General features: G+C 74.8%; 21 protein-coding genes. 16 read left to right on the top strand and 5 right to left on the bottom strand.

Annotation, left to right across the window (positions count from 1 at the left end; genetic code table 11):
• Positions 1–106 precede the first annotated feature (106 nt).
• The 6 genes from ACFV1L_RS26380 to ACFV1L_RS26355 all read left to right on the top strand — a co-directional run bounded on the left by ACFV1L_RS26380 (position 107) and on the right by ACFV1L_RS26355 (position 6,906).
• Positions 107–1,549: an aldehyde dehydrogenase family protein gene (locus ACFV1L_RS26380; RefSeq protein WP_380370088.1), complete on the top strand. Its 1,443-nt coding sequence runs from the start codon at positions 107–109 to the stop codon at positions 1,547–1,549.
• A gap of 115 nt (positions 1,550–1,664) precedes the next feature.
• Positions 1,665–2,072: a hypothetical protein gene (locus ACFV1L_RS26375; RefSeq protein ID WP_380370085.1), complete on the top strand. Its 408-nt coding sequence runs from the start codon at positions 1,665–1,667 to the stop codon at positions 2,070–2,072.
• A gap of 31 nt (positions 2,073–2,103) precedes the next feature.
• Entirely contained in the window at positions 2,104–3,333 is a 1,230-nt protein-coding gene (gene dxr, locus ACFV1L_RS26370; protein ID WP_380370082.1) for a 1-deoxy-D-xylulose-5-phosphate reductoisomerase, read from the top strand.
• A gap of 26 nt (positions 3,334–3,359) precedes the next feature.
• Positions 3,360–4,667 (top strand): M50 family metallopeptidase, encoded by a 1,308-nt coding sequence (locus ACFV1L_RS26365; protein ID WP_380370080.1) that lies wholly within the window; start codon positions 3,360–3,362, stop codon positions 4,665–4,667.
• Positions 4,668–4,786: 119 nt separating this feature from the next.
• On the top strand, positions 4,787–5,947 hold the full coding sequence (gene ispG, locus ACFV1L_RS26360) for a flavodoxin-dependent (E)-4-hydroxy-3-methylbut-2-enyl-diphosphate synthase (RefSeq protein WP_380370077.1): 1,161 nt from the start codon (positions 4,787–4,789) through the stop codon (positions 5,945–5,947).
• 83 nt (positions 5,948–6,030) lie between these two features.
• The gene (locus ACFV1L_RS26355) at positions 6,031–6,906 is read left to right on the top strand and encodes a GNAT family N-acetyltransferase (RefSeq protein WP_380370128.1); all 876 of its coding nucleotides are present in this window, start codon (positions 6,031–6,033) and stop codon (positions 6,904–6,906) included.
• A 7-nt stretch (positions 6,907–6,913) separates the two neighbouring features.
• On the opposite strand, the gene ACFV1L_RS26350 is transcribed toward ACFV1L_RS26355, so the two are convergent.
• From ACFV1L_RS26350 to ACFV1L_RS26340, 3 genes are read right to left on the bottom strand one after another with little or no spacing between them, the layout of a single operon-like run.
• A complete protein-coding gene (locus ACFV1L_RS26350) occupies positions 6,914–7,465 on the bottom strand; it encodes a GNAT family N-acetyltransferase (protein ID WP_380370074.1) in 552 nt (183 codons plus the stop codon).
• Between the two features lie 49 nt (positions 7,466–7,514).
• Positions 7,515–8,423: an aminoglycoside phosphotransferase family protein gene (locus tag ACFV1L_RS26345; RefSeq protein WP_380370071.1), complete on the bottom strand. Its 909-nt coding sequence runs from the start codon at positions 8,421–8,423 to the stop codon at positions 7,515–7,517.
• 30 nt (positions 8,424–8,453) lie between these two features.
• Positions 8,454–9,443: a ferritin-like domain-containing protein gene (locus ACFV1L_RS26340; protein ID WP_380370069.1), complete on the bottom strand. Its 990-nt coding sequence runs from the start codon at positions 9,441–9,443 to the stop codon at positions 8,454–8,456.
• Between the two features lie 259 nt (positions 9,444–9,702).
• On the opposite strand from ACFV1L_RS26340, the gene rimP reads away from it, so the two are divergent.
• From rimP to truB, 8 genes are all read left to right on the top strand, one after another.
• Positions 9,703–10,245: a ribosome maturation factor RimP gene (gene rimP, locus ACFV1L_RS26335; RefSeq protein ID WP_380370067.1), complete on the top strand. Its 543-nt coding sequence runs from the start codon at positions 9,703–9,705 to the stop codon at positions 10,243–10,245.
• Positions 10,246–10,247: 2 nt separating this feature from the next.
• Positions 10,248–11,240, top strand: coding sequence for a transcription termination factor NusA (nusA, locus tag ACFV1L_RS26330; RefSeq protein ID WP_380370065.1), 993 nt, complete (start codon positions 10,248–10,250; stop codon positions 11,238–11,240).
• A gap of 88 nt (positions 11,241–11,328) precedes the next feature.
• Entirely contained in the window at positions 11,329–11,631 is a 303-nt protein-coding gene (locus ACFV1L_RS26325) for a YlxR family protein (RefSeq protein ID WP_380370126.1), read from the top strand.
• Positions 11,632–11,823: 192 nt separating this feature from the next.
• Positions 11,824–14,913: a translation initiation factor IF-2 gene (infB, locus tag ACFV1L_RS26320; RefSeq protein ID WP_380370062.1), complete on the top strand. Its 3,090-nt coding sequence runs from the start codon at positions 11,824–11,826 to the stop codon at positions 14,911–14,913.
• A 124-nt stretch (positions 14,914–15,037) separates the two neighbouring features.
• Entirely contained in the window at positions 15,038–15,334 is a 297-nt protein-coding gene (locus tag ACFV1L_RS26315) for a DUF503 domain-containing protein (protein WP_380370060.1), read from the top strand.
• A gap of 141 nt (positions 15,335–15,475) precedes the next feature.
• Complete coding sequence (rbfA, locus tag ACFV1L_RS26310) at positions 15,476–15,913, top strand: 30S ribosome-binding factor RbfA (RefSeq protein WP_380370057.1); 438 nt, start codon at positions 15,476–15,478, stop codon at positions 15,911–15,913.
• Positions 15,910–17,025, top strand: coding sequence for a bifunctional oligoribonuclease/PAP phosphatase NrnA (locus tag ACFV1L_RS26305; protein ID WP_380370054.1), 1,116 nt, complete (start codon positions 15,910–15,912; stop codon positions 17,023–17,025). Before rbfA ends, ACFV1L_RS26305 begins: the two co-directional genes overlap by 4 nt.
• Positions 17,026–17,137: 112 nt before the next feature.
• The gene (gene truB, locus ACFV1L_RS26300; protein ID WP_380370052.1) at positions 17,138–18,043 is read left to right on the top strand and encodes a tRNA pseudouridine(55) synthase TruB; all 906 of its coding nucleotides are present in this window, start codon (positions 17,138–17,140) and stop codon (positions 18,041–18,043) included.
• Between the two features lie 59 nt (positions 18,044–18,102).
• On the opposite strand, the gene ACFV1L_RS26295 is transcribed toward truB, so the two are convergent.
• A complete protein-coding gene (locus ACFV1L_RS26295) occupies positions 18,103–18,612 on the bottom strand; it encodes a GNAT family N-acetyltransferase (protein WP_380370049.1) in 510 nt (169 codons plus the stop codon).
• A gap of 198 nt (positions 18,613–18,810) precedes the next feature.
• Between ACFV1L_RS26295 and ACFV1L_RS26290 the strand changes: the two genes are divergently transcribed.
• A complete protein-coding gene (locus ACFV1L_RS26290) occupies positions 18,811–22,236 on the top strand; it encodes a serine protease (protein ID WP_380370048.1) in 3,426 nt (1,141 codons plus the stop codon).
• A 63-nt stretch (positions 22,237–22,299) separates the two neighbouring features.
• Entirely contained in the window at positions 22,300–23,244 is a 945-nt protein-coding gene (locus ACFV1L_RS26285; RefSeq protein WP_380370045.1) for a bifunctional riboflavin kinase/FAD synthetase, read from the top strand.
• A gap of 66 nt (positions 23,245–23,310) precedes the next feature.
• On the opposite strand, the gene ACFV1L_RS26280 is transcribed toward ACFV1L_RS26285, so the two are convergent.
• Complete coding sequence (locus ACFV1L_RS26280) at positions 23,311–25,344, bottom strand: AAA family ATPase (protein WP_380370042.1); 2,034 nt, start codon at positions 25,342–25,344, stop codon at positions 23,311–23,313.
• Positions 25,345–25,549 lie beyond the last annotated feature (205 nt).

Genomic DNA, 25,549 nt, shown 5'->3' with positions numbered 1-25,549 from the left:
AAATCGACGGGCTGCTTTCCACCCGTCCGTCCAATCGGAAAGCCGTCCCCCTCCCCCTACCGTGAACGGGAAAGCGAAGCATTCGAGGGAAGGGGCCGGTGCGACCGTGACCACCACGTACGAGTTCTGGTTGGCCGGGCAGCGGGCGAGCGGCGAGGCGGACTTCGAGGTCCGCCACCCGCACGACGGCAGCCTGGTGGCGAAGGTCAGTGTGCCGACCGACGCGCAGGTGGAGGAGGCCGTCGCGGCCGCCGCCGCCGCGGTTCCGGTGTTCGCCGCGACCCCGGCGCACGTGCGCGCCGCCGCGCTGGACCACGTCGCGAAGCGGCTGGCGGAGCGCACCGAGGAGATCGCCCAGCTGATCACCGCCGAGAACGGCAAGCCGATCAAGTGGGCGCGCGGCGAGATGGGCCGTGCCGTGTCGGTGTTCCGCTGGGCCGCCGAGGAGGCCCGCCGGACCAACGGCGAGACCATGCGCCTGGACACCGACCCGGGCGGCACCGGCCGCTACGCGCTGGTGCGCCGCTTCCCGCGCGGCGTGGTGCTGGGCATCGCGCCGTTCAACTTCCCGCTGAACCTGGTGGCGCACAAGGTGGCCCCGGCGATCGCGGTCGGCGCGCCGATCATCCTGAAGCCCGCGCCGGCGACCCCGCTGTCCGCCATGGTGCTGGGCGAGATCCTGGCCGAGACGGACCTGCCGGCGGGCTCCTGGAGCGTCCTGCCGGTGGAGAACGCCAAGATGCCCGCGCTGGTGCAGGACAAGCGCCTGCCGGTGATCTCGTTCACCGGTTCGGACAAGGTCGGGTACCAGATCATGGACTCGGTGCCGCGCAAGCACGTCACCCTGGAGCTCGGCGGCAACGCCGCGGCCGTGGTGCTGGCGGACTGGAGCTCCGAGGCGGACCTCGACTGGGCCGCGACCCGGATCGCGCTGTTCTCGAACTACCAGGGCGGCCAGTCCTGCATCTCGGTGCAGCGGGTGATCGCCGACGCGAGCGTCTACGACCGCCTGGTGGAGAAGGTCGTCGCCAAGGTGCAGGCGCAGGTGACCGGCGACCCGCGCGACGAGGCCACCGACGTGGGCCCGCTGGTGGACGAGAACGCCGCCAAGCGCGTCGAGTCCTGGGTCGAGGACGCCGTCGCCAAGGGCGCCAAGGTGCTCACCGGCGGCAAGCGGGACGGCGCCGCCTACGCGCCGACCGTGCTCGCCGACCTGCCGGCGGACGCGATCCTGGCGAAGTCCGAGGTGTTCGGCCCGGTGCTGTCGCTGCACAAGGCGTCGTCCACCGACGAGGCCTTCGCGATGGTCAACGACTCCGACTTCGGCCTGCAGGCGGGCGTCTTCACGCACGACGTGCAGACCGCCTTCCGCGCCCACCGCGAGCTGGAGGTCGGCGGCGTGGTGATCGGCGACGCGCCGTCCTACCGCGCCGACCAGATGCCGTACGGCGGCGTGAAGGACTCCGGCGTGGGCCGCGAGGGCGTCCGCTACGCGATGGACGACTTCACCTTCGAGAAGGTCATGGTGCTGACCGGCCTCGACCTCTGATCGGGCCGCTTCCTGACGCCCCGTCACCGCGCCTGCGGCGGCGGGGCGTCGGCCTGCCTTGACAGCTCCCGGGGCCGGGCGTAGGCCGGGAGGCAGGAAGGAAGGAGGTCCCGTCATGCTGGGCGACCTCATCGGCGAGGAGAAGGGCCGGATCACCGGTCAGCGGGTGCTGGCGGGGGAGCACGGGCTGCCGCCCACGGTGGAGTCCTCGTTCGCGGCGAGCGGCACCCTGTTGGGCGTCCGGGTCCGGGACCTGGGCACCTACACGTCGCGGCTGCGCGCGGACGGCACCCTGGAGGGCGCCGGCCAGGGCGTGCTGATGGGCCCGGGCGGCGCGCACGCGAGCTGGCGCGGCCACGGCGTCGGCACGTTCACCGAGAGCGGCGGCAACAGCTTCCGCGGCGCGATCGTGTACGAGAGCGATTCGCCCGAGTTCGCCGAACTGCGCGGCGTCGCGGGCGTGTTCGAATGGGAGACCTCGGCGGACGGCGACGCCGAAGGGAAGCTCTGGGCCTGGCGGTGACCACTGCACCGCACCCGCCACAATGGGGGGCATGAACTCGCTCGCCCATCCGCAACTGCGCTTCACCCCCACCGTCGCCGACCCGGACGGGCCGCGGGAGTTGGTCGTCCTCGGCTCGACCGGGTCGATCGGCACCCAGGCCGTCGACGTGGTGCTCCGCAACCCCGACCGGTTCCGGGTGGTCGCGCTGTCCGCGGCCGGCGGCCGGGTGGAGCTGCTCGCCGAGCAGGCCGTCGCGCTGGGCGTGCACACCGTCGCCGTGGCCGACCCGGCCGCCGAGCGGCCGTTGCGCGAGGCGCTGGCGGCGAGGGCGCAGGGGGCGCCGCTGCCGCGGGTGCTGGCGGGCCCGGACGCGGCGACCGAGCTGGCCGCGGTGGAGTGCCACTCGGTGCTGAACGGCATCACCGGTTCGATCGGCCTGGCGCCGACGCTGGCCGCGCTGCGGGCCGGCCGGGTGCTGGTGCTGGCCAACAAGGAGTCGCTGATCGTGGGCGGCCCGCTGGTGAAGGCGGTGGCGCAGCCCGGCCAGATCGTGCCGGTGGACTCCGAGCACGCCGCGCTGTTCCAGGCGCTGGCCGGCGGCACCCGCGCCGAGGTCCGCAAGCTGGTGGTGACCGCCAGCGGCGGCCCGTTCCGCAACCGCACCCGCGAGCAGCTGGCGGGCGTCACGCCGTCCGACGCGCTGGCGCACCCGACCTGGGCGATGGGCCCGGTGGTGACGATCAACTCGGCGACCCTGGTGAACAAGGGCCTGGAGGTGATCGAGGCGCACCTGCTGTACGACGTGCCGTTCGACCGGATCGAGGTGGTGGTCCATCCGCAGTCGGTCGTTCATTCGATGGTGGAGTTCGTGGACGGCTCGACGCTCGCCCAGGCCAGCCCGCCGGACATGCGGATGCCGATCGCACTGGGCCTCGGCTGGCCGGACCGGGTGCCGGACGCCGCCCCCGGCTGCGACTGGACGAAGGCCGCCACCTGGGAGTTCTTCCCGCTGGACAACGAGGCCTTCCCGGCGGTGGAGCTGGCCCGCGAGGTCGGTACGCTCGGCGGGACCGCCCCGGCGGTCTTCAACGCCGCCAACGAGGAATGTGTGGACGCTTTCCTGAAGGGCGCGCTGCCCTTCACCGGAATCGTGGACACTGTGGCGAAGGTGGTCGCCGAACACGGCACCCCGCAGTCGGGAACTTCGCTCACGGTGGAGGACGTACTCCACGCGGAGAGCTGGGCCCGCGCCCGGGCCCGCGAACTGGCGGCCGGCTGAGGCAGTAGGACGACGGAGGCGACGCGGTGGACAAGCTGATGTGGGTGTTGGGCGTCCTGATCTTCGTGGTCGGGTTGCTGTTCTCGATCGCCTGGCACGAACTCGGCCACCTCTCCACCGCGAAGCTGTTCGGCATCCGGGTGCCCCAGTACATGGTCGGCTTCGGGAAGACCATCTGGTCCGTCAAGCGCGGCGAGACCGAGTACGGCCTGAAGGCGATCCCGTTCGGCGGCTACATCCGGATGATCGGCATGTTCCCGCCCGGCGCGGACGGCCGGATAACGAAGCGGTCCAGCTCGCCCTGGCGGACCATGATCGAGGACGCCAGGGCGGCGTCCTACGAGGAGATCCGGCCCGGCGACGAGAACCGGCTGTTCTACACCCGCAAGCCGTGGAAGCGGGTCATCGTCATGTTCGCCGGCCCGGGCATGAACCTGGTGCTGTCGATCGGCCTGTTCCTGACCCTGTTCATGGGCATCGGCATCCAGCAGTCGGTGCCCACCGTGCAGTCCGTCAGCGAATGCGTGGTGCCGGTCGGCGCGAAGACCGACACCTGCGAGCCCGGCGCCGAGAAGACCCCGGCCAACCTGGCCGGCCTGCGGGCCGGCGACACCGTGCTGAGCTTCGGCGGCGTGCCGATCCACGACTACCCGCAGCTGTCCAACCTGATCCGGGACTCGGCCGGCAAGCACGTCGCCATCGAGGTCCGCCACAAGGACGGCAGCCTCGCCACGCTGAGCGCCGACATCAAGACCAACACCCTCCAGGCGCAGGAGAAGGACGGCACCCCGATCAAGGGGCAGACCGTCACCGCCGGCTTCCTCGGCATCACCCCCGCCACCGGCGTGCACCACCTGTCGTTCGGCGAGAGCGTCGACCAGATGGACTCGATGGCCCGGCACAGCATCGAGTCGCTGACCCAGCTGCCCGGCAAGATTCCCGGCCTGTGGCACGCCGTGGTCGACGGCACCCCGCGCGACACCGACTCGCCGATCGGCATGGTGGGCGCCGCGCGGCTCGGCGGCGACGTCTTCGCGATGGACCTGCCCGCCACCCAGCAGCTCGCGTTCACCGTCCAGCTGCTGGCCGGGATCAACCTGATGCTGTTCCTGTTCAACATGCTGCCGCTGCTCCCGCTGGACGGCGGCCACATCGCCGGCGCCCTGTGGGAGTCGCTGCGCCGCGGCGCCGCCCGGCTGCTGCGCCGCCCCGACCCCGGACCGTTCGACGTGGCCCGGCTGATGCCGCTGGCCTACGTGGTGGCCGGGGTGTTCATCTGCTTCACCGCCCTGGTGATGGCAGCCGACATCGTCAATCCGGTGCGCCTCAACTAGCCGCGCCACCACGGCCGGGTGTGCTCCGCCGCCCGGCCGTGCCGTACCGTTGGACGCCGGGCGCGCCGGTTGCGGCGTGCGTCGGCTCACCGAAATTCTGCAGAGGAAACACTGCGCACATGACCGCGATCTCGCTCGGTATCCCCTCCCTGCCGCTCAAGCCGCTGGCCAAGCGCCGGTACTCGCGGCAGATCATGGTCGGCAACGTACCGGTGGGCGGCGACGCGCCGGTCTCGGTGCAGTCGATGACCACCACGCTGACCTCCGACGTCAACGCGACGCTCCAGCAGATCGCCCAGCTGACCGCGTCGGGCTGCCAGATCGTCCGGGTCGCGGTCCCCTCGCAGGACGACGCCGACGCGCTGCCGATCATCGCCAAGAAGTCGCAGATCCCGGTGATCGCCGACATCCACTTCCAGCCCAAGTACGTGTTCGCCGCGATCGACGCCGGCTGCGCCGCGGTGCGCGTCAACCCGGGCAACATCAAGGCGTTCGACGACAAGGTCGGCGAGATCGCCAAGGCCGCCAAGGACGCCGGCGTGCCGATCCGGATCGGCGTCAACGCCGGCTCGCTCGACAAGCGCCTGCTGGAGAAGTACGGCCGGGCCACCCCCGAGGCGCTGGTGGAGTCCGCGCTGTGGGAGTGCTCGCTGTTCGAGGAGCACGACTTCCGCGACATCAAGATCTCGGTCAAGCACAACGACCCGGTCGTGATGATCAACGCCTACCGGCAGCTCGCCGCCGCCTGCGACTACCCGCTGCACCTGGGCGTCACCGAGGCCGGCCCCGCCTTCCAGGGCACCATCAAGTCCGCGGTGGCGTTCGGCGCGCTGCTCGCCGAGGGCATCGGCGACACCATCCGGGTCTCGCTGTCCGCCCCGCCGGCCGAGGAGATCAAGGTCGGCAACCAGATCCTGGAGTCGCTGGGCCTGCGCCAGCGCGGCCTGGAGATCGTCTCCTGCCCGTCCTGCGGCCGCGCCCAGGTGGACGTCTACAAGCTCGCCGAGGAGGTCACCGCCGGCCTGGAGGGCATGGAGGTGCCGCTGCGGGTGGCCGTCATGGGCTGCGTCGTCAACGGCCCCGGCGAGGCCCGCGAGGCCGACCTGGGCGTCGCCTCCGGCAACGGCAAGGGCCAGATCTTCGTCAAGGGCGAGGTCATCAAGACCGTCCCCGAGTCGAAGATCGTCGAGACCCTGATCGAGGAGGCCATGAAGCTGGCCGAGCAGATGCAGGAGGAGGGCGTCGAGTCCGGCGCTCCCGTCGTCGTGGCCGCCGAGTGACGGTCTGAACTCCCCGGGCGGGGCCGTCCCCGGACGGTCCCGCCCCCCTGCGAGAGGTGCCTCCCGTGCTCGACCGAGGTGTGATGCTGCCCGGACCGTTCCAGGTCGCCCGGGCACTGGCCGCAACCCGCGTGCTGGAGGCGCCCGACCTCGACGAGGCGCTGGAGATCCTGCACCGCGACCCGGTCGCCAACGCCTTCGTCGCCACCCGGGTGGAGGCCGTCGGCCTCGACCCGTGGCGGCTCGGCGGCGAGATGTGGGGCTGGCACGACGCCGACGGGCGGCTCGACGCGCTGTGCTACGCCGGCGCCAACCTGGTCCCCGTCAACGCCGGCCCGGAGGCCGTCCGCGCGTTCGCCGAGCGCGCCCGCCGGCAGGGCCGCCGCTGCTCCTCGATCGTCGGCCCGGCCGAACCCACCGCCGCCCTGTGGGCGCTGCTGGAGCGCTCCTGGGGCCCGGCCCGCGACGTGCGCGGCCACCAGCCGCTGATGGCCACCTCCACGCCCGTCACCGACGTCGAACCCGACCCGCTGGTGCGGCGGGTGCACCGCGGCGAGATCGAGGCGCTGATGCCGGCCTGCGTCGCCATGTTCACCGAGGAGGTCGGGATCTCCCCGCTGGCCGGCGACGGCGGCCTGCTCTACCAGGCCCGGGTCGCCGAACTGGTCTCCTCCGGACGGTCCTTCGCCCGCTTCGACGAGGACGGCAAGGTCGTCTTCAAGGCCGAGATCGGCGCCGTCACCGCCGGCGCCTGCCAGATCCAGGGCGTCTGGGTGGCCCCCGAGCACCGCGGCAAGCGGCTCTCCGAGAGCGGCATGGCCGCCGTCGTCAACACCGCGCTGGCCGAGGTCGCCCCCGTGGTGTCGCTGTACGTCAACGACTTCAACCTGCGGGCCCGCGCCGCCTACCGCCGGGTCGGCTTCCGCGAGGTCGGCGCGTTCATGAGCGTGCTGTTCTGACGGCGCCTCAGGGGCGGGCGGGGTCGCGCAGCGGCAGGTGCGCGCCCATCACCGCGTACGGGCGCACCGTGTTCGGGAAGCGCACCGCCGGGGCCAGGTCCCGGTAGCCGAGCGAGCGGTACAGCCGGCGGGCCGGGGTCTCCGCGTCGATCGCCGACAGGATCGAACGGTCCAGGCCGGAGCGCTCGCACAGCGCCCGGATCAGCCGGGTGCCCACCCCGAGGCCCTGGAACTCCGGCAGCACGTGCAGCTCCGTCACCGCGAACACCCCGTCCAGCCAGTCCGCGTGGCCGCGCGCCGCCAGGTACGGCTCGATCACCGTCGACCACCAGTGGGTGCGCTGATTGGGCATCCCGTAGCCGAACCCCACCAGCCGGCCCTGCGCCATCGCCCCCAGCGCGATCACTCCCGGCTGCAGCGCGTGCCGGCCGACGATCGGCAGCCGCACCGCCACCTCCTGCGGACCCAGCCCGAACGCGACCGCCTGGACCTCCAGCACGGCGGGCGCCCACGCCGCCAGGTCGATGGCCTCGATCGTCACCCCGGTGCGCTGCTCCATGTAGCGGGACGTTACTACCTGCCGTCCCGGGAGTCCGCGCGGCCCGTCCTCACAGCCAGGCCGCGAACTCCAGACGGAGCTCCGCCCCCGCCGCGTCACCCCGCCGCAGGGCCGTCAGCGCGGCGTCCACGGCCCGCAGCAGGGTCCAGGCGCGCACCCGGTCGGCGGGCAGCTCCACGGCCTCCGACAGCTGCGCCAGCCTCCGCCGGGCCGCCCCGCGCGGGCCCGGCGAGGCCGCCAGGGTGTCCACCCGGTCCAGTACCAGCCGGGCCAGGTCGTACGCCCGGTCGCCGACCAGCGGGCGCGGCCCGACCGCGAGCCACGGCGCCCGGTCGGCGGCCAGCACCCGCCCGTGGTGGAAGTCCCCGTGCAGCAGCCACCCGTCGTCGTCCGCGGCCGCCGCGACCGCCTCCAGCGCCTCGTCCACCAGCGGCGCCGCGTCCGCCGCGAGCGCCCGGTGCCGGGCGATCCGCCGGGCCAGCCGCCCGGCCCGCTCCTCCAGGGTGTCGAACGTGTGCCCGGCCGGGGGCCGCACCCAGAGGCGGCGCAGCAGGCTGGTGGCCTCCAGCGTCGCCTTCGCCTCGGCGAGCGAGCGCAGCGGGATCTCGCCGTGCAGCCGCTCCAGCAGCAGCGCCCCGTCCGCCTCGTCCAGCAGCAGCACGGCCCCGCGTCCGGCCCAGGCCCGCAGCGCCGCCGCCTCTCCCGCCACGCGGGCGCCGGGCCGGGGCACCTTCACCACCACCGGCGTGCGGTCCCGGGCCCGGTGCGCGTACCCCACCAGGCTGTCCCGTCCGCCGGGCACGGCGACCCGCTCCGGCACCAGCCCCCAGCCCGCCACCCGCTCCGCGAACCGGCCCGGCAGCGCGGCCAGCCACTGCGCGTCCTCCGGGTCACCCCCCGACCGGACGGACTCGACCAGACGCTCGGGGACGGTGAACTGCGCGGGCTGTGCGGACATGCGGTCCATCATCGCCCAGCCGCCGGGCCGTCACGTCGCGGAGGCGGACGGCGCGGGGTCGGCGGCGAGGCCCGGCAGGGCGGGGAGGTCGGCGCCCCAGTGGGCGGCCCGCAGGGCGGACTCGCGGAGGGCTGCGGCGGCCTGCGCGCGGAGCGCGGGGGCGGCGCAGAGGTCGGCGTAGGCGGCGGTGAGCTGGGTCTCCAGGAAGGCGGCGAGCCGGCCGGCGGAGGCGGCGTCGGTCACCTGGAACGGGAGCCGGTAGCCGGGGGCGGCCGCGGTGGGGGAGACGCCGCCGGTGGCGAGCAGGCGCTGCCAGGCGTCCCGGCGGGCCTGGTGGGCGGCGTACGCGGCGCGCCCGTCCTCGCGCTGGGGGCCGACCGGCAGGAACGCGCCCACGACGCCGTACCCGTACACGGCGGCGTGCTCGGCGGCGAGCGCCGCCTGCAGGGCGTCCGAGTCGGCGCTCGCCAGGGCGGCGGGCGTCGCCGAGCCGGACGGGGAGGCGGACGGCGACGGGGTCGCCGACGGCGCGGGGCCGTCGGCGGCGACCGGGCCGGTGTCGCCGAGGGCGGCGGCGTGCGCGGCCCCGGAGGCGGACACCGCGGCGAGCGTCCTGGCCAGGGCGGGGGAGGCGGCCGCGAGGTCGGCCAGCCGCAGGCCCGCGGTGCGCCGTTCGGACGCGGCCAGGTCGGCGACCGTGCGGACCGCGGAGGCGCTCGCACCCGGGCTCGCGGACGGCGGGGAGGCGGGCAGGGACCGGGCGAGCGCCTCGCGGTGCTGGACGACGTCGTCGCGCTGGTCGGCGAGCCGGTCCGGGTCGGCGGGGGCGGCGGCGAGCACGGCGTCGTAGTCGGCGAGGAGCGCGTCGGTGGCGGCGAGCTGGCGCAGGCGCAGCGGTCGGTCGGTGTCCTCGGCCGCCTTGTCGGCGGCGTGGGAGTGGTCGCCGGTGCAGCCGCAGAGGAACTGGAGGCCGCCGAGCGCCCCGAGGGCCAGGACGGTCCGCCGTGTGGGCGCGGGCATCGGCACTCCAGCGTGTTCGGGGGGCCGCAAGCCCCCGTCGGGAGAATCTTGACCGGAGCCGGGCGCGCCCGGCGGGAGCTTGGACGGTACCGGGTCGGTGTGACCTTCCTCGCAGCGGGGTGGCCCGGCCGGGGGCGCCTCCCAGTTCCCCCTTGGGGCCGGGGGAGGGTCGGAATCGGCGGTTCGGGGGTTGACCGGATAGGCTTCGCCGTGAGTTAGCACCTCTGACAACAGCAGACGCGGCCGAGGAGTCACCCGGATGAGCACCACCCCCACTGACCGGCTGCGCACATTGCTGGAGCCGCTGGCAGCCGAGGCCGGGCTGGACCTCGAAGAGGTCAAGGTGACCCAGGCCGGCAGCCGCCGCCAGGTGCAGATCGACGTGGACGCCGACGGCGGTGTCGACCTGGACGCGATCGCCGAGTTCTCCCGCCTGGTCGGCCAGGCGCTGGACGACTCCGACCTGATGGGCGACGCCCCGTACGTGCTGGAGGTCGGTTCGCCGGGCGCCGAGCGTCCGCTGAACGAGCCGCGGCACTGGCGCCGGGCGACCGGCCGGCTGGCGGCGATCAAGCTGGTGGACGGCGCGGAGCTGACCGCGCGGGTGCTGGAGAGCGACGAGGACGGCGCGCTGGTCGAGGTGCAGCCGGTGAAGGGGCGCGGCCGCCCCAAGGAGCGCCGACTGGAGTTCGCGGAGATCGCGCGGGCCCGGGTGCAGGTCGAGTTCAACCGCAAGGACGAGGAACTGCTCGACGCCGCCGCCGACATCGCGGACACGGACGAAGAGGAAGAGGAGGCGTAATCGTGGACATCGACATGAGTGCCCTGCGCGGGCTGGTCACCGAGAAGGGCGTGCCGTTCGACCTGCTGGTCGAGTCGATCGAGTCGGCCCTCCTCATCGCGTACCACCGCACCGAGGGATCGCGCCGCCGGGCGCGGGTGGAGCTGAACCGCAAGACCGGCCACGTGACGGTGTGGGCCCTGGAGGACGCGGCCGAGCTGGACGAGGGCGTGGAGCCCAAGGAGTTCGACGACACCCCGAGCGGGTTCGGCCGGATCGCCGCGTCCACCGCCAAGCAGGTCATCCTGCAGCGGCTGCGGGACGCCGCGGACGACCAGACCTTCGGCGAGTACGCCGGCAAGGAGGGCGACATCGTCACCGGTGTCGTCCAGCAGGGCAACGACCCGAAGAACATCCTGGTCGACATCGGCAAGCTGGAGGCCATCCTGCCGCCGCAGGAGCAGGTCCCGGGCGAGGACTACCGGCACGGCACCCGGCTGAAGTGCTACGTGGTCGGCGTGCGGCGCGGTGTGCGCGGCCCGTCGGTCACCCTGTCGCGGACCCACCCGAACCTGGTGAAGCGGCTGTTCGCGCTGGAGGTCCCGGAGATCGCGGACGGCTCGGTGGAGATCGCGGCGATCGCCCGCGAGGCCGGCCACCGCACCAAGATCGCGGTCTGGTCGCGCCGACCGGGCCTGAACGCCAAGGGCGCCTGCATCGGCCCGAACGGCATGCGGGTGCGCGGCGTGATGGCCGAGCTGCACGGCGAGAAGATCGACATCGTCGACTGGTCGGAGGACCCGGCCGAGATGGTCGCCGCCGCGCTGTCCCCCGCGCGGGTGACGAAGGTGGAGATCGTCGACCTGGCCCAGCGCTCCGCCCGGGTGATCGTGCCGGACTACCAGCTGTCGCTGGCGATCGGCAAGGAGGGGCAGAACGCCCGCCTGGCCGCCCGCCTCACCGGCTGGCGGATCGACATCCGCCCGGACACCGAGGCCCCGGCCGACGCCCAGTAGGGAACAGGCCGGGCAGTACCAGCGTTGAACAAAGCCTTCGGAGATCTACTCGGAGGCGGCGAGTCCCTTCGGAGGGGTAGACTTGAGCGTGTCTGGCCGGACGCATGTCCGCGCATGCCCTGAACGCACCTGCGTGGGCTGCCGCAAGCGGGCGGCCAAGCACGAGCTGCTGCGTGTCGTGGCGGGCGAGGGCGAGTGCGTCCCCGATCCGCGCGGCACACTGCCGGGCCGGGGTGCGTATCTGCACCCCGTCCCGACCTGCCTCGACCTCGCGGTCCGCCGCCGGGCGTTCCCGAGGGCCCTCCGGGTCCAGGGCGCGCTCGAACCCGGCGCCCTGCGGGAGTACCTCGGGGCAGGAGCAAGTCCGGCCGACGGTCAGTCGGCCCGCTGACGGGCATCGCGCCCGGCAACACGCACCAGCGCACGGCAGTGGGTACGCCGCCGTGCGCCACAAGGTCAGGTACCTCGCGAGATGGAAGTAGGTCGAGATTGCGATGAGCACTCGATGAGTACGCGATGAGTACGCCCATGAAGTAGCGACAGTCCGGCGGACGAATACCCCGGACGTATAGACAGGAGCGAAGTGGCTAAGGTCCGGGTATACGAACTCGCCAAGGAGCTTGGCTTGGAGAGCAAGGCCGTCATGGCCAAGCTCACCGAGCTGGGCGAGTTCGTGCGTTCGGCGTCCTCGACGATCGAGGCGCCGGTCGTGCGCAAGTTGACTGACGCTTTGGGAGCGACCCCGCCGTCCGGCGGCGCGTCGTCCGCGAAGCCTGGCCCGCGGAAGCCCGCGGCGCCCCAGCCGTCCGGCGGTGCCGGTGCGGCTGCACCCAAGCCGGGTGCCCCCACCCCCGGCCCGCGTCCCACCGCGACGCCGGGCCCCCGTCCGACCACCCCCGCGCCCGCCGCGGGCTCGGCTGCGCCGAAGCCCGCCGGGGCGCCGACCCCGGGCCCGCGCCCGGCCGCCCGTCCGGCTTCGCCGGCCGCTCCGGCCGCGCCCGCCCCGGCGGCCGAGTTCTCCTCCCCGGCTCCGGCCGGTGAGGCTCCGGCGCGTCCGGCCGCTCCGCGGCCGGCCCCGGCCAACCCCGCGGCCCGTCCGGGCCCGCGTCCGGCCGGCCCGCGTCCGGGCAACAACCCCTTCACCTCGGGCGGCGCGTCGGGCATGGCCCGTCCGTCCGCCCCGCGTCCGGGCGGTCAGGCCGGCGAGCGCGGCCAGCGTCCGGGTGCTCCCGGCGCGGGTGCTCCGCGTCCGGGCGGTCCGGCCGGCGAGCGCGGTCCGCGTCCCGCCGGTGCCCCGCGTCCCGGTGGTCCGGGTGCCGGCGCTCCGCGTCCGGGTGCCCCGGCCGGTGAGCGCGGTCCCCGTCCCGGCGGCGCCCCGCGTCCCGGTGGTCCGGGTGCCGGCGCTCCGCGTCCCGACGGCATGCCGCGTCCGGCCGCTCCGCGCCCCGGTGCGCCGAGCCCGTCCGGGATGCCCCGTCCGAACCCCGGCATGATGCCGCAGCGTCCGGGCCCGCGCCCGGGTCCGGGTCCGCGTCCGGGTGGTCCCGGCGCGCGTCCGGGTGCTCCGGGTGGTGCCCGTCCCGGCTTCCAGGGCCGTCCGGCCGGTCCGGGCTCGCGTCCGGCCGGTGGCGGCTTCGGCGGTCCCCGTCCGGCCGGTGCCGGTGGTGGCGGCGGCTTCGGCGGCGGCGGTGCCCGTCCCGGCGGCTTCGGCGGTCGTCCCGGTGGCCCGGGTGCCCGTGGCGGCACGCAGGGTGCGTTCGGTCGCGGCCCCGGTGGCCGTCCGGCGCGCGGCCGGAAGTCGAAGCGCGCGAAGCGCCAGGAGTACGAGGCCATGCAGGCCCCGTCCGTCGGCGGTGTGATGCTGCCGCGCGGCAACGGTTCGACCGTTCGCCTGTCGCGCGGTGCGTCGCTGACGGACTTCGCGGAGAAGATCAACGCCAACCCGGCCGCGCTCGTCTCCGTCATGTTCAACCTCGGTGAGATGGTCACCGCGACGCAGTCGGTCTCCGACGCCACGCTGCAGCTGCTGGCGGACGAGATGGGCTTCGTGCTGGAGATCGTCAGCCGGGAGGACGAGGACCGCGAGCTGCTGGAGTCGTTCGACATCGACTTCGGCGCGGACGAGGGCGACGAGGAGCAGCTGGCTCCGCGTCCGCCGGTGGTGACCGTCATGGGTCACGTCGACCACGGTAAGACCCGACTGCTGGACGCGATCCGCAAGACCAACGTGGTCGCGGGCGAGGCCGGCGGCATCACCCAGCACATCGGTGCGTACCAGGTGGTCACCGAGGTGAACGGCGAGCAGCGCCCGATCACCTTCCTCGACACCCCGGGTCACGAGGCGTTCTCCGCCATGCGTGCCCGTGGTGCCAAGTCCACCGACATCGCGATCCTGGTGGTCGCGGCCAACGACGGCGTCATGCCGCAGACGGTCGAGGCGCTCAACCACGCCAAGGCCGCCGGTGTGCCGATCGTGGTCGCGGTCAACAAGATCGACGTCGAGGGCGCGGACCCGACGAAGGTCCGCGGCCAGCTGACCGAGTTCGGCCTGGTGGCCGAGGAGTACGGCGGCGACACCATGTTCGTCGACATCTCCGCCCGCCAGGGCCTCAACATCGAGGAACTGCTGGAGGCCGTGGTCCTGACCGCGGACGCCTCGCTCGACCTGCGCGCCAACCCGGAGCAGGACGCCCAGGGCATCGCGATCGAAGCCCACCTGGACAAGGGCCGCGGCGCCATGGCGACGCTGCTCGTCCAGCGCGGCACCCTGCGGGTCGGCGACTCGATCGTCGTCGGCGACTCCTACGGCCGCGTCCGCGCGATGCTGGACGAGAACGGCAACAGCCTCTCCGAGGCCGGCCCGTCCCGTCCGGTGCTGCTGCTCGGTCTGACCTCGGTGCCCCGCGCCGGCGACAGCTTCATCGTCGTCGACGAGGACCGCACGGCCCGTCAGATCGCCGAGAAGCGCGCCGCCCGCGACCGCAACGCCTCGATGGCCCAGCGCCGCGTCCGCGTGTCGCTGGAGGGCTTCGAGGCCGCGCTGGCCGCCGGCAACATCGAGAAGCTCAACCTCATCATCAAGGGTGACGTCTCCGGTTCGGTCGAGGCCCTGGAAGACGCCCTCGTCAAGCTGGACGTGGGCGAAGAGGTCGAGCTGCGGGTCCTGCACCGCGGTGTGGGTGCCATCACCGAGTCCGACGTGGACCTGGCGATGGGCTCGGACGCCATCATCATCGGCTTCAACGTGCGCGCCGAGGGGCGTGCCCGTACCGCGGCCGAGCGCGAGGGCGTCGACATCCGGTACTACTCGGTCATCTACCAGGCGATCGAGGAGATCGAGGCCGCGCTCAAGGGCCTGCTCAAGCCCGAGTACGAGGAGGTGCGCCTCGGCTCCGCGGAGATCCGCGAGGTGTTCCGCTCCTCCAAGTTCGGCAACATCGCCGGTGTCCTGGTGCGCGAAGGCATCATCCGCCGCAACACCAAGGCCCGCCTGCTGCGCGACGGCAAGGTCGTGGCGGAGAACCTCAACATCGAGGGTCTGCGCCGCTTCAAGGACGACGCGACCGAGGTCCGCGAGGGCTTCGAGGCCGGTGTCACGCTGGGCTCGTTCAACGACATCAAGATCGACGATGTCATCGAGACCTACGAGATGCGCGAGAAGCCGCGCGCGTAACGGCTGCTGACCGGGGTCGGCCGACGGGGTGCAGTTATCCCGTTGGCCGGCCCCGGCCGCGCTGTTAGGGTCCTGGCTGTCGGGAATCCTTCGAGGCCCCCAGGCCGGCCAGGCCTGTCACTACATGTTCGTAGGAACTCTCACCTTCGACCTGCTCCTCGGCGACGTGCACTCGCTGAAGGAGAAGCGGTCGATCGTGCGGCCCATCGTGGCCGAACTGCAGCGCAAGTACAGCGTGTGCGCCGCAGAGGTCGGGAACCAGGATCTGCACCGCAGGGCCGAGATCGGCTGTGCGGTGGTGTCCGGCGACGCCGGGTACGTCAACGAGATCCTGGACAGCTGTGAGCGGCTCGTCGCCGGCCGCCCCGAGGTGATGCTGCTCTCCGCGAGGAGGCGGTACCACCACGACGACGACGAATGACCTGCGGGCGTCACCACCGTCACACCCGCACCGGACCGAGAGCGCCCACAAGGCTGGGCGCGGGCGGGTACGTTGGGGAGAGGGCCCCACCGGGTCGAGCGTGATGACCCGGGTACCGCGCCTACTGCACGAGGAGGCAACGTGACCGACACCGCAAGGGCGCGCAAGCTCGCCGACCGCATTCAGGTGGTCGTGGCGGAGACCCTGCAGCGCCGGATCAAGGACCCGCGACTCGGGTACGTCACCATCACCGACGCCCGTGTGACGGGTGACCTGCGCGAGGCCACCGTCTTCTACACCGTCTACGGGGACGAGACCGAGCGGGAGTCCAGCGCGGCCGCGCTGGAGAGCGCCAAGGGCATCCTGCGCTCCGAGGTCGGCAAGCAGACCGGGGTGCGGTTCACGCCGACCCTGACCTTCGTCGCCGACGCCCTGCCGGACAACGCCCGGAACATCGACGACCTGCTGGACAAGGCGCGGATCTCCGACGCCGCCGTCCGCACCGCCGCGGCCGGGGCCGCCTACGCCGGCGACGCCGACCCCTACAAGTCGGCCCGCGACGACGACGAGGACGAGTGACCACGGCCGGGAAGCCGGCCGAGTCCGGCGCCGCGGGGGCGGTCTCCACTGTCGAGGTGGAGACCGCCCTCGCGGTGCTTCCGGGCCAGCGCAGCGAGTCGTCGCCCGACTCCGGAGGGCCGTTCGAGGCCCAGTGGGCGCGCACCCTGGAACTGGTCGCGGACGCCGACGAGATCGACCTGATCTGCCACATCTGCCCCGACGGCGACGCGCTGGGCTCGGCGCTGGCCGCCGGACTGGCGTTGCGCGGGCTGGGCAAGCGGGTCCGGGTGTCGTTCGGCGACGACCCGCAGATCATCCCGGAGTCGCTGTCCTTCCTGCCCGGGCAGGAACTGATCGTCCCCGCCGCCGAGGTGCCCGCCGCGCCCGCGCTGGTGCTGGCCTTCGACGCGGCCTCCGAGGAGCGGCTCGGCCTGCTGCGCGACAACGCGTTCGCGGCCGGCGAGCTGGTGGTCCTCGACCACCACGCCTCCAACCCCGGCTTCGGCACCGTCCGGCTGATCGACCCGGCCGCGCCCGCCACGGCCGTGCTGGTCGACGAACTGCTGCGCCGGCTGCGCGTCCCGCTGGACCGGTCGATCGCGGCCTGCCTGTACACCGGCATCGCCACCGACACCGGCTCGTTCAAGTACCGGGCCACCACGCCCGCCACCCACGAGATGGCCGGCCGGATGCTGGCCACCGGGATCCGGCACGACCTGATCTCCCGTCAACTGTGGGACACCACCTCGTTCGGCTTCCTGAAGGTGCTCGCCGGGGCGCTGGACCGCGCCGCCTTCGAACCCGAGGAGGCCGGCGGGAACGGACTGGTGTGGACCTGGGTGCCGTACCAGGACCTGGCGCTGTTCGGCGTCACCGTCGAGGAGATCGAGGGCCTGATCGACGTGCTGCGCAAGCCCGCCGAGGCGGACGTCGCGCTGGTGCTCAAGCAGGACCCGGACGGCACGCTGCGCGGCTCCTGCCGCTCCCGCGGCGCGGTCGACGTAGCCGCGGTGTGCGCCCGGCTGGGCGGCGGCGGGCACGTCTTCGCGGCCGGGTTCTCCGCCCGCGACGGGGTGCCGGAGACCGTCGAGCGGTTCCGGGTGGCGCTGGCCGAGGAGTGCGCGCGCTAGGCTCGTCCGGTTCGGTGGACGGCTCGCCGACCGGCCGGTGGGACGGGTTGCCCGGGCGGCTGCGGCGCGGGAACGCGTGCAGATTTCGACACGACGATGAAGCGATGAAGCGATGAAGCGTAAAGGGACGGGCCCCGACGGGCTGGTGATCGTCGACAAGCCGGAGGGCATCACCTCGCACGGCGTGGTCGCCAAGCTCCGGTGGCTGGCCGGCACCCGCAAGGTCGGCCACGCCGGCACCCTCGACCCGATGGCCACCGGCGTGCTGGTGATCGGCGTGGAACGGGCCACCCGGCTGCTCGGGCACCTGATGCTCACCGCCAAGACGTACGACGCCACCGTCCGGCTCGGCCAGACCACGATCACCGACGACCGGGAGGGCGAGGTCACCGCCGCCACCCCCGCGGACGGGGTGGCCCGGGAGGCGATCGACGCCGAGATCGCGAAGCTCACCGGCGAGATCATGCAGGTGCCGTCCAAGGTCAGCGCCATCAAGATCGACGGCAAGCGCTCGTACGCGCGGGTCCGCGAGGGCGAGGACTTCGAACTCGCCGCCCGGCCGACCACCGTGCACTCCTTCACGGTGCACGAGGTGCGCGGCGCCGTCGCCGAGGACGGCACGCCGGTGCTCGACCTCGACGTCACCGTGGAGTGCTCCTCCGGCACCTACATCCGCGCGCTCGCCCGCGACCTGGGCGCCGCGCTCGGCGTCGGCGGGCACCTGACGGCGCTGCGCCGCACCAAGGTCGGCCCGTACGCGGTCGAATCGGCGCACACCCTGGAGCAGTTGGAGGAGAAGCTCGACGTCCTGCCGATCGCGGACGCCGCCGCGGCCGCGTTCCCGCGCTGGGACATCGACGCCGAGCAGGCCAGGCTGCTCTCCAACGGCATGCGGCTGCCCGCCCCCGGCCTCGGCGTGGACGGCCCGATCGCGGTCTTCGACCCGGACGGCCGCTTCCTGGCCCTGGTGGAGGAGCACGGCGGCAAGGCCAAGCCGGTCGCGGTGTTCGTCGGCTGACGGCCCGTCATGCGGCGCGAGCGGCCCCGGTGGAGCATCCGCCGGGGCCGCTCGGCGTCTCAACGCAGTGCCAGGCGCCAGTCGTTGCTGTGCAGGAAGCGGCCGGAGCCGCGCGGGTACTCGAAGGCGCAGGGGCCGGCGTCGGTGAAGCCGAGGCGGGCGCAGAGCGCGTTCGACGCGGCGTTGCCGGTGGCGGGGAAGGCGTGCAGCGTCCCGGGCGCGGCGGGGTCGGCGGCGACGGCGCCGCGCAGCGCGGCGAGCATCAGGCGGCCGGCGGCGACGGCGAGGCCGCGGCCCTGGAACTCCGGCAGCACGTTCCACCCGGTCTCGTAGATCTCCTCGCCCTGCCAGTCGCGGCGGTGGTAGGCGATCGAGCCGGCCGGGGCGCCGTCGGCGAGGACCGCGAACATCACGCCGCCCAGCGACGGGAGCCCGAGGTAGCGGCGGTGCCGGTCGAGCAGCTGTTCGGCGCTCTCGGGACCGCCGACGTGACGGCGCATCAGCGGGGTGTTGATCCGCTCCAGCAGCGAGAAGTGGGACTCGGACCAGGGAACGAGGCGGACATCCATGCCGGGATGGTGACAGCGGGGGAGCCGCCCGGCACGCGGTTTTCCGGCGGCGGGAGCGGGGCGGCCGGGGCGGTGCGCGGCGTGTCGCCGGGGGCGCGCGAGGTGAACGGGTGTGGTGAGCGGGGCGCGCGGGGTGCTGTGGGGCTGGTGGGGGGCAGGCTGACCGGCGGCTGGTAGAGCGGCGGGAGGACTGGCGGGATGGGCGAGGGCGCGAGCGCCGGCTTCGTGGCGGACCCGGCGCACGGGCTGCTGCGGATCCGGGACGTGCAGGGCCGGCTGTGCGGCCTGGGGTTCGTCGCCGACCGGCAGGGCACGGTGGTGACCGCGCACGAGGTGGTGGCCGGCCTGCCCCGGCTGGTGCTGCACACCCCGGGCGGGCAGTCCCGGGTGCTCGGCCCGGAGAGCGTCGACCTGCTGCCCGACCGCGGGCTGGCCCTGCTGCGGACGGCGGCGGTCGGCGGCGTGCCCGGCCCCGCGCTGCCGATCGGGCGCGGCGAGGTCGACGGCCAGGTCGTGGTGCCGCACCAGCGCTGGGAGGACGGCGCACCGGCGCTGGCCCGCGGCGGCCCGCTGGGCCGGGAGAACGGCCGCTGCGGCGACGGCGCACAGGTCCGCACCGTGCCCGGCGTGCTGCTGCTCGACCTCGCGGCGGCGCCGGTGGCCGGCTCGCCCGTCCTCGACCCCGCGACCGGCGCGGTGCTGGCCGTCGTCGCGCCCCGGGTGCGCGCCGTCCCCGGGCCCGGCGTGGCCGCCGTCCCGCTCGCCGTCGACCGGCCGTCCGGGGACGGCCCGCTCGGCGGGCTGCTGGCCCGCAACGCCGCCGGCGTGCCCGCGTTCGGCCGGGCCCTCAACCTGGCCGGCGGGCTGCGCCTGACCGCCGCCCAGCTGGACGCCGCCACCGCCGGCCCCGGCCGGATCACCGAACTCGCCGCCGACCGGGTCGACCGGCCGGACGGCCTGAGCGGCGAGGAACCGCAGGACACCCTGACCGTGCTGCTCGGCGACGCCGGCAGCGGGCGCAGCACCGAACTCGCCGCGCTCGCCGTCCGCCGGGCCGGCGCCGCCGAACCGCTGCCCACGCTCTGGCTGCGCGGCGCCGACCTGGCCGCCGGCGACGCCTCGCTCGAAGACGCGCTGCGCCGCCGGCTCGCCGCCGCGGCCCGCCGCTCCGGCCTCCCCGAGGCCGGCCCGGCGGAGCTCGCCGAACGCTGCGCGGACGGCGGACGCCCGCTGCTGGTGGTGCTCGACGGGCCCGAGGAGGCGCCGCTGGCGCTGTCCGCCGACTGGCTGGCCGCCGGCCTCGACTGGCTGCGCGCGCACCGCGCCCGGGCGCTGGTCGCCTGCCGCCCGGACGGCTGGGAGCAGCTCGGCCCGTGGCGGACCGCCGCCCGGGCGCTGTGGCTGGGCCCGCTCACCGACGACGCGGCGGCCCGGGCCGGGCGGCGCTACGGCCTGCCGGAGGGCTTCCTCGGCCCCGCCGAGCGCGGCCACCCGCTGGCCCTGCGGCTGGCCGGGGACCTGCGCGCGGCGGGCGTGCACGGCCCGGTCGCCGACCGGGCCGAACTCTTCGAGGGCTGGCTGGACCTGGCCTGCCTGGCCGTCGCCCGCCGGGTCGCCCAGGCGTCCGGCGGTCAGCGCCGGCACCGGCGCGGCGCGCCCGTCCCGCCCGGTGAGGACGCCCGGCAGGTGCGGCGGCTGGCCGCCGTCGCCGCCGGGCGGCTGCACGAGGCCGCCCGGCTGATGCTCGGCGCGGGCGACGGGGCGCTGCCCGCCGACGAGTTCGACCGGCTGTTCCCGGCCGCGGGCGGCTGGGCGCGGGCCGTCCGCGAGGAGCACCTGCTGGTACCGGCCGGCGCCGGCCACCGGGCCGGCCACGAGGCGTGGGGGGAGTGGCTGCAGAGCCTGCACCTGGACCTCGGCGCGGCGCTGCGCCAGCTGCTCGCGGAGGACGGCCGGAGCGCCGGCGCCGCCGTCGGCGCGGGCGGACCGGCGGCGCTGCCGCCGGCGGAGGAGCCGCCCGCCGGCGGCACGACGATCCGTCAGGGACCGGTCGGCCGGGCCCGGGTGGGCGTGGTGGTGGGCGCCCTGCGGCGGGTGGGGGCGGCCCGCGGCGCGGGCGCGCTGGACGGGTGGCTGCACCGGATCCGGCTGGCGCTGGAACGCGCCGAACGCGGCGGGGACGCCGACTGGTGGGCGGGCCGGCTGCTGACCGCCGGGATCGCCGGCAGCCCCGAGCCCGGCGCGCACCGGCAACTGCTGGAGCTGCTCGCCGCCCGGGCCGGCCACGACGAACGGTTCGGCCCCGCGTTCTGGGCCGGCCTCCCGCTGCCCGCCGCCGACCGGATCGCCCTGCTCGGCCGGCTCGCCGACGGCCCCGCCGACCGGGTCGGCACGGTCCGCGGGAGCGCCGCCGAGCTGCTGGCCGCCGACCCGCGCACCGTGCTGCCGCTGCTGTGCGGCTGGTACGAGCAGGCCGGGCCGGCCGCCGCGGACCTCGCCGACGCCCTGCTGTTCGAGCACCGGGCGCTGGCGCTCGACGAGTTGACGGAGGCCCTGGTCGCCGCCGCCCACCCGCGCGCCGACGCGCTGCTCGGCCGGCTCGCCGAACGCGAACCGTCCGCGCTGTGCCGCGCGGTCGACCGGTGGAGCCACGACCCGCGCCCCGAACGGCACGTGGCCGCCGCCGTGCACGCCCTGCGCACCGCCCCGCACGCGGGCGGCTCGGGCGCGCAGCTGCTGCGGCTGGCCGCCCGCACGCTGCTCGCCCGGGACGACGAACCGGGCCTGCACGGTGCCGCGCTGGCGTTGCTGGTGCGCGACCCGCAGGCCCGGGCCGAGCACCTGCCGGCCGCGCTGGCCGCGTACCGGGCGGGCGACCCGTTCCTGACCGACGACGTGCTCGGCGAACTCGTCGAGGAGTACCCGGTGGAGGTGCTGGAGGCGGTCCGGGCCCGGCTGGCGGTGCCCGGGGCGCGGGCCGGCGACGGGCTGCGGGCGCTCGGCCGGGCCGTCGACCCGGCGGTGGTGCGCTCCGGGATGCTGTTCGCCGCCGAACTGCTGCGCGAACGGCCGGAGCAGGCCGGGCAGATCGCCGACCACCTGGACCGGCTGCTGGACGCCGGCCGCGACGGCCGCCCGCTGCTGCCCGCGGTGCTGGCCGCCGCCCCGCCCGAGCGGGCCAGGTTCGCGCCGGTGTTGGCCGCCCCCGGGAACGGCCGTGCGGGGCTGCTGGACGCCCTGCTGGCGGCCGAGCGGGAACCGGTGGTGCTGGGCGCCGTGGTGGAGGCGCTGGCGGCCCGGCACGCCGGCCACCCGCCGTCGCGGGTACGCGAGTTGCTCCGCCGGGTCGCCGACCGCTGGCCCGGCGCGGACGCCGTCCTGGTGCGCTGCGCGGGCCGCTGGGCGGGTTTCGCCCGGCTGCTGGCCGACTGGCCCGCGGACGCCCCGCCGCCGCCCGCAGGGCCCCGCCTGGCCGTGATGCGGGCGCTCACCGCGGCCGGCCGCGACCCGCAGTACGCCGCCGCGGAGGCGGAACGGCAGGTCGACCGCCCCGGCGGCCGTCTGACCGGTCACACCGGGGGCCTTCCGGTACCTGGGCAGGGTCGGTCGCATGGCACGCTATAGGGGTTCGGTTTCGGTCTTTCGAGTGCACCGGGTGTGCACACCGTAGGAACAAGGAGCGGTCAGGTGCAGCGCTGGCACGGCCTGGAGGAGATCCCCGGGGACTGGGGGCGCAGCGTCGTCACCATCGGATCGTTCGACGGGGTCCACCGCGGACACCAGTTGATCATCAATCGGGTGGTGGAGCTGGCCGGGGAGCTGGGGGCGAAGTCCGTCGTCGTCACCTTCGACCCGCACCCCAGCGAGGTGGTCCGCCCGGGCAGCCACCCGCCGCTGCTCGCCCCGCAGCCGCGGCGGGCCGAACTGGTCGAGCAGCTCGGCGTGGACGCCGTGCTGGTGCTGCCGTTCACCGCCGAGTTCTCCAAGGAGTCGCCGGAGTACTTCGTGCGGTCGGTGCTGGTCGACGCGCTGCGCGCGAAGGCCGTCGTCGAGGGCCCCAACTTCCGCTTCGGGCACCGCGCGGCGGGCAACGTCGAGCTGCTCGCCGAGCTCGGCCGGGCCGACGACTTCGCGGTCGAGGTGGTCGACCTGCAGGTGCGCGGCGCCGCCGGCGACGGCGAGCCGTTCTCGTCCAGCCTGTGCCGCCGGCTGGTCGCGGCCGGCGACATGGCGGGCGTCGCCGAGGTCCTCGGCCGCCCGCACCGGGTCGAGGGCGAGGTCGTCCGCGGCGCCCAGCGCGGCCGCGAGCTCGGCTACCCCACCGCCAACGTGGACACCGTCCCGCACTCGGCGATCCCCGCCGACGGCGTGTACGCCGGCTGGCTGACCGCCGACGGCGAGACCATGCCCGCCGCGATCTCGGTCGGCACCAACCCGACCTTCGACGGCACCACCCGCACCGTCGAGGCGTACGCCATCGACCGGGTCGGCCTCGACCTGTACGGCAAGCACGTCGCCGTCGACTTCCTCGCCTGGCTGCGCGGCATGGAGAAGTTCGACTCCATCGACGCCCTGCTGGAGCGGATGGCCGAGGACGTCAAGCGCGCCCGGGAGCTCACCGAGCGCCCCTGACCGGCGGACACGGGAAAGCCCCCCGCGGAGGAGAGAATCCTTCGCGGGGGGCTTTCTGACGTGCGCTCAGCCGTGCTGCGGCGGCGGGTACCCGTAGCCGGGCGGCGGGGCCTCGTGCGGCGGCGGGTAGCCGTAGCCCGGCACCGGCGGGCCCTGCGGCGGGTAGCCGCCGGGCTGCTGCGGCGGGTACTGCTGCGGCGGCTGCTGCTGCCACGGCTGGCCGGGCGCCGGGTAACCGCCCTGCTGCTGCGGCGGGTACTGCTGGGGGTACTGCTGCTGCGGCGGCGGGCCCTGCTGCCAGCCGCCCTGCTGCTGCCCCTGCCAGCCGGCCTGCTGCTGGGCCCGGGCGATGTCCTCGCCGACCAGGGTGGCCAGCTCGAAGTACGCATCCCGGACCTTGGGCCGCATCATCGCCAGGTTGACCTCGGCGCCGGCCGCCAGGCTCTCGTCGAACGGCACGACCACGACGCCGCGGCAGCGGGTCTGGAAGTGCGCCACGATGTCCTCGACCTTGATCATCTTGCTGGTCTCGCGGACCCCGGAGACCACCGTGATCGACCGCTGCACCAGGTCCGCGTAGCCGTGCGCGGACAGCCAGTCCAGCGTGGTGGACGCACTCGACGCACCGTCGACGCTGGGCGTGGCCACCACGATCAGCTGGTCCGCCAGGTCCAGCACGCCGCGCATCGCCGAGTACAGCAGACCGGTGCCCGAGTCGGTCAGGATGATCGGGTAGTGCTGCCCGAGCACCTGGATGACCTGGCGGTAGTCCGAGTCGTCGAAGGTGGTGGAGACCGCCGGGTCCACGTCGTTGGCGACGATCTCCAGGCCCGAGTTCGGGTCCTGCGAGGTGAACTGACGGATGTCCATGTAGCTGCGCACGTGCGGGATCGCCGTCACCAGGTCGCGGATGGTCGCCCCGGTCTGCCGCTTGATGCGGCGGCCCAGGGTGCCCGCGTCCGGGTTCGCGTCGATCGCGATGACCTTGTCCTGCCGCTCGCTGGCCAGCGTCGCGCCCAGCGAGGTGGTGGTCGTGGTCTTGCCGACACCGCCCTTGAGGCTGATCACCGCGATCCGGTAGCAGGTCATCACCGGATGCCGGATCAGCTCCAGCTTCTGCTGCTTGCCGGCCTGCGCCGACTTGCCGCCGAACTGGAACCGGGACTGCTTCTGCACCTTCGGCTGACCGCGCAGCAGCCGGTCCGAGGAGAGCTCGACCGCCGCCGTGTACCCCAGCGCCGCGCCGTGCGCCGCCGCCTGCGGCCCCGGCTGCTGGAACTGCGCCGGCGCCTGCGGGGCGTTCTGCAGACCCGAGTGCTGCTGGTACGCCGGGCCCGGCCCGGCCTGCTGCGGCCACCCGCCCGCCCGCGGATCCACCGGCGGCTGCCCGGCCCACTGCTGCTGGCCCTGCTGCGGGTACGGAGGCTGCTGGACGGGCGGCTGCTGGCCCTGCTGCGGGTACGGGGGCTGCGGCTGCGGCGGCTGGTTCGGCCACGGCTGCTGCGCCACCGGCGGCTGCTGCTGCACCGGGGGCTGCTGGACGGGCGGCTGCTGGCCCTGCTGCGGGTACGGGGGCTGCGGCTGGACCGGCGGCTGGGGCTGCGGCGCGTCCGGCACCGGATTCGGGGTGGACGCGAGCTCCACCGGCGGCGCGGTCGGCACGCCCTGCCCGTCGGTGGCCGGCCCGGCCTGCTGCTCGGGGCCCGGCGGGGGCGGCGGCGGGGCCGCGTTCGGCACGGCCGTCACCGGCTCCACCGGGGGGCCCGGCGGGCCCGGCGCCACCGGACCGGGCGGCGGGACCTGGGCCTGAACGGGCTGCGGCGGCTGCGGCGCGTCCGGCACGACCGGCGGCTGCGGCGTCACCGGAGGCTGCTGGACCTCCGGCTGCACCGGCTGCGGCGGCTGCTGCACCGGGGGCTGCTGGACCGGCGGCTGCTGAACGGGCTGCTGCTGCGGCTGCTGTTGCTGCGGCGCGGCCGGACCGGGAGCGGCACTCTGGGTGTACCAGGACGGAGGGGTGTAGTCCGGGGCGTCGGACCAGTCATCGTCGTCCTCGGCCGCGTTGTCGCCGACGTAGACGCCGTCCCGATCGCTGCTCACTGGGGCTCCCTCGTTCTCGCCGAATTGCTTCGGCGGTTGCCGTCGGGCAACAAGACTAGGCCGTGCAGGGCGGTCCGATGAAGGCGGAGCCCGACCTGACGGCGGATCGGAGCGGACGCGGCCGACCGGCCCGCCCCACGGGGAACACCGTCCCCACGGGCGCGCCGGCCGGCCGGCCCGCACGGATGCGGCCCGCCCGGCCGCA

It is taken from the genome of Kitasatospora sp. NPDC059646 (assembly GCF_042734615.1).
In the GTDB taxonomy this organism is placed as follows: Bacteria; Actinomycetota; Actinomycetes; order Streptomycetales; family Streptomycetaceae; genus Kitasatospora.
The sequence above is the reverse complement of the archived record's forward strand: the minus strand, read 5'-3'. Positions and strand labels throughout refer to the sequence as shown.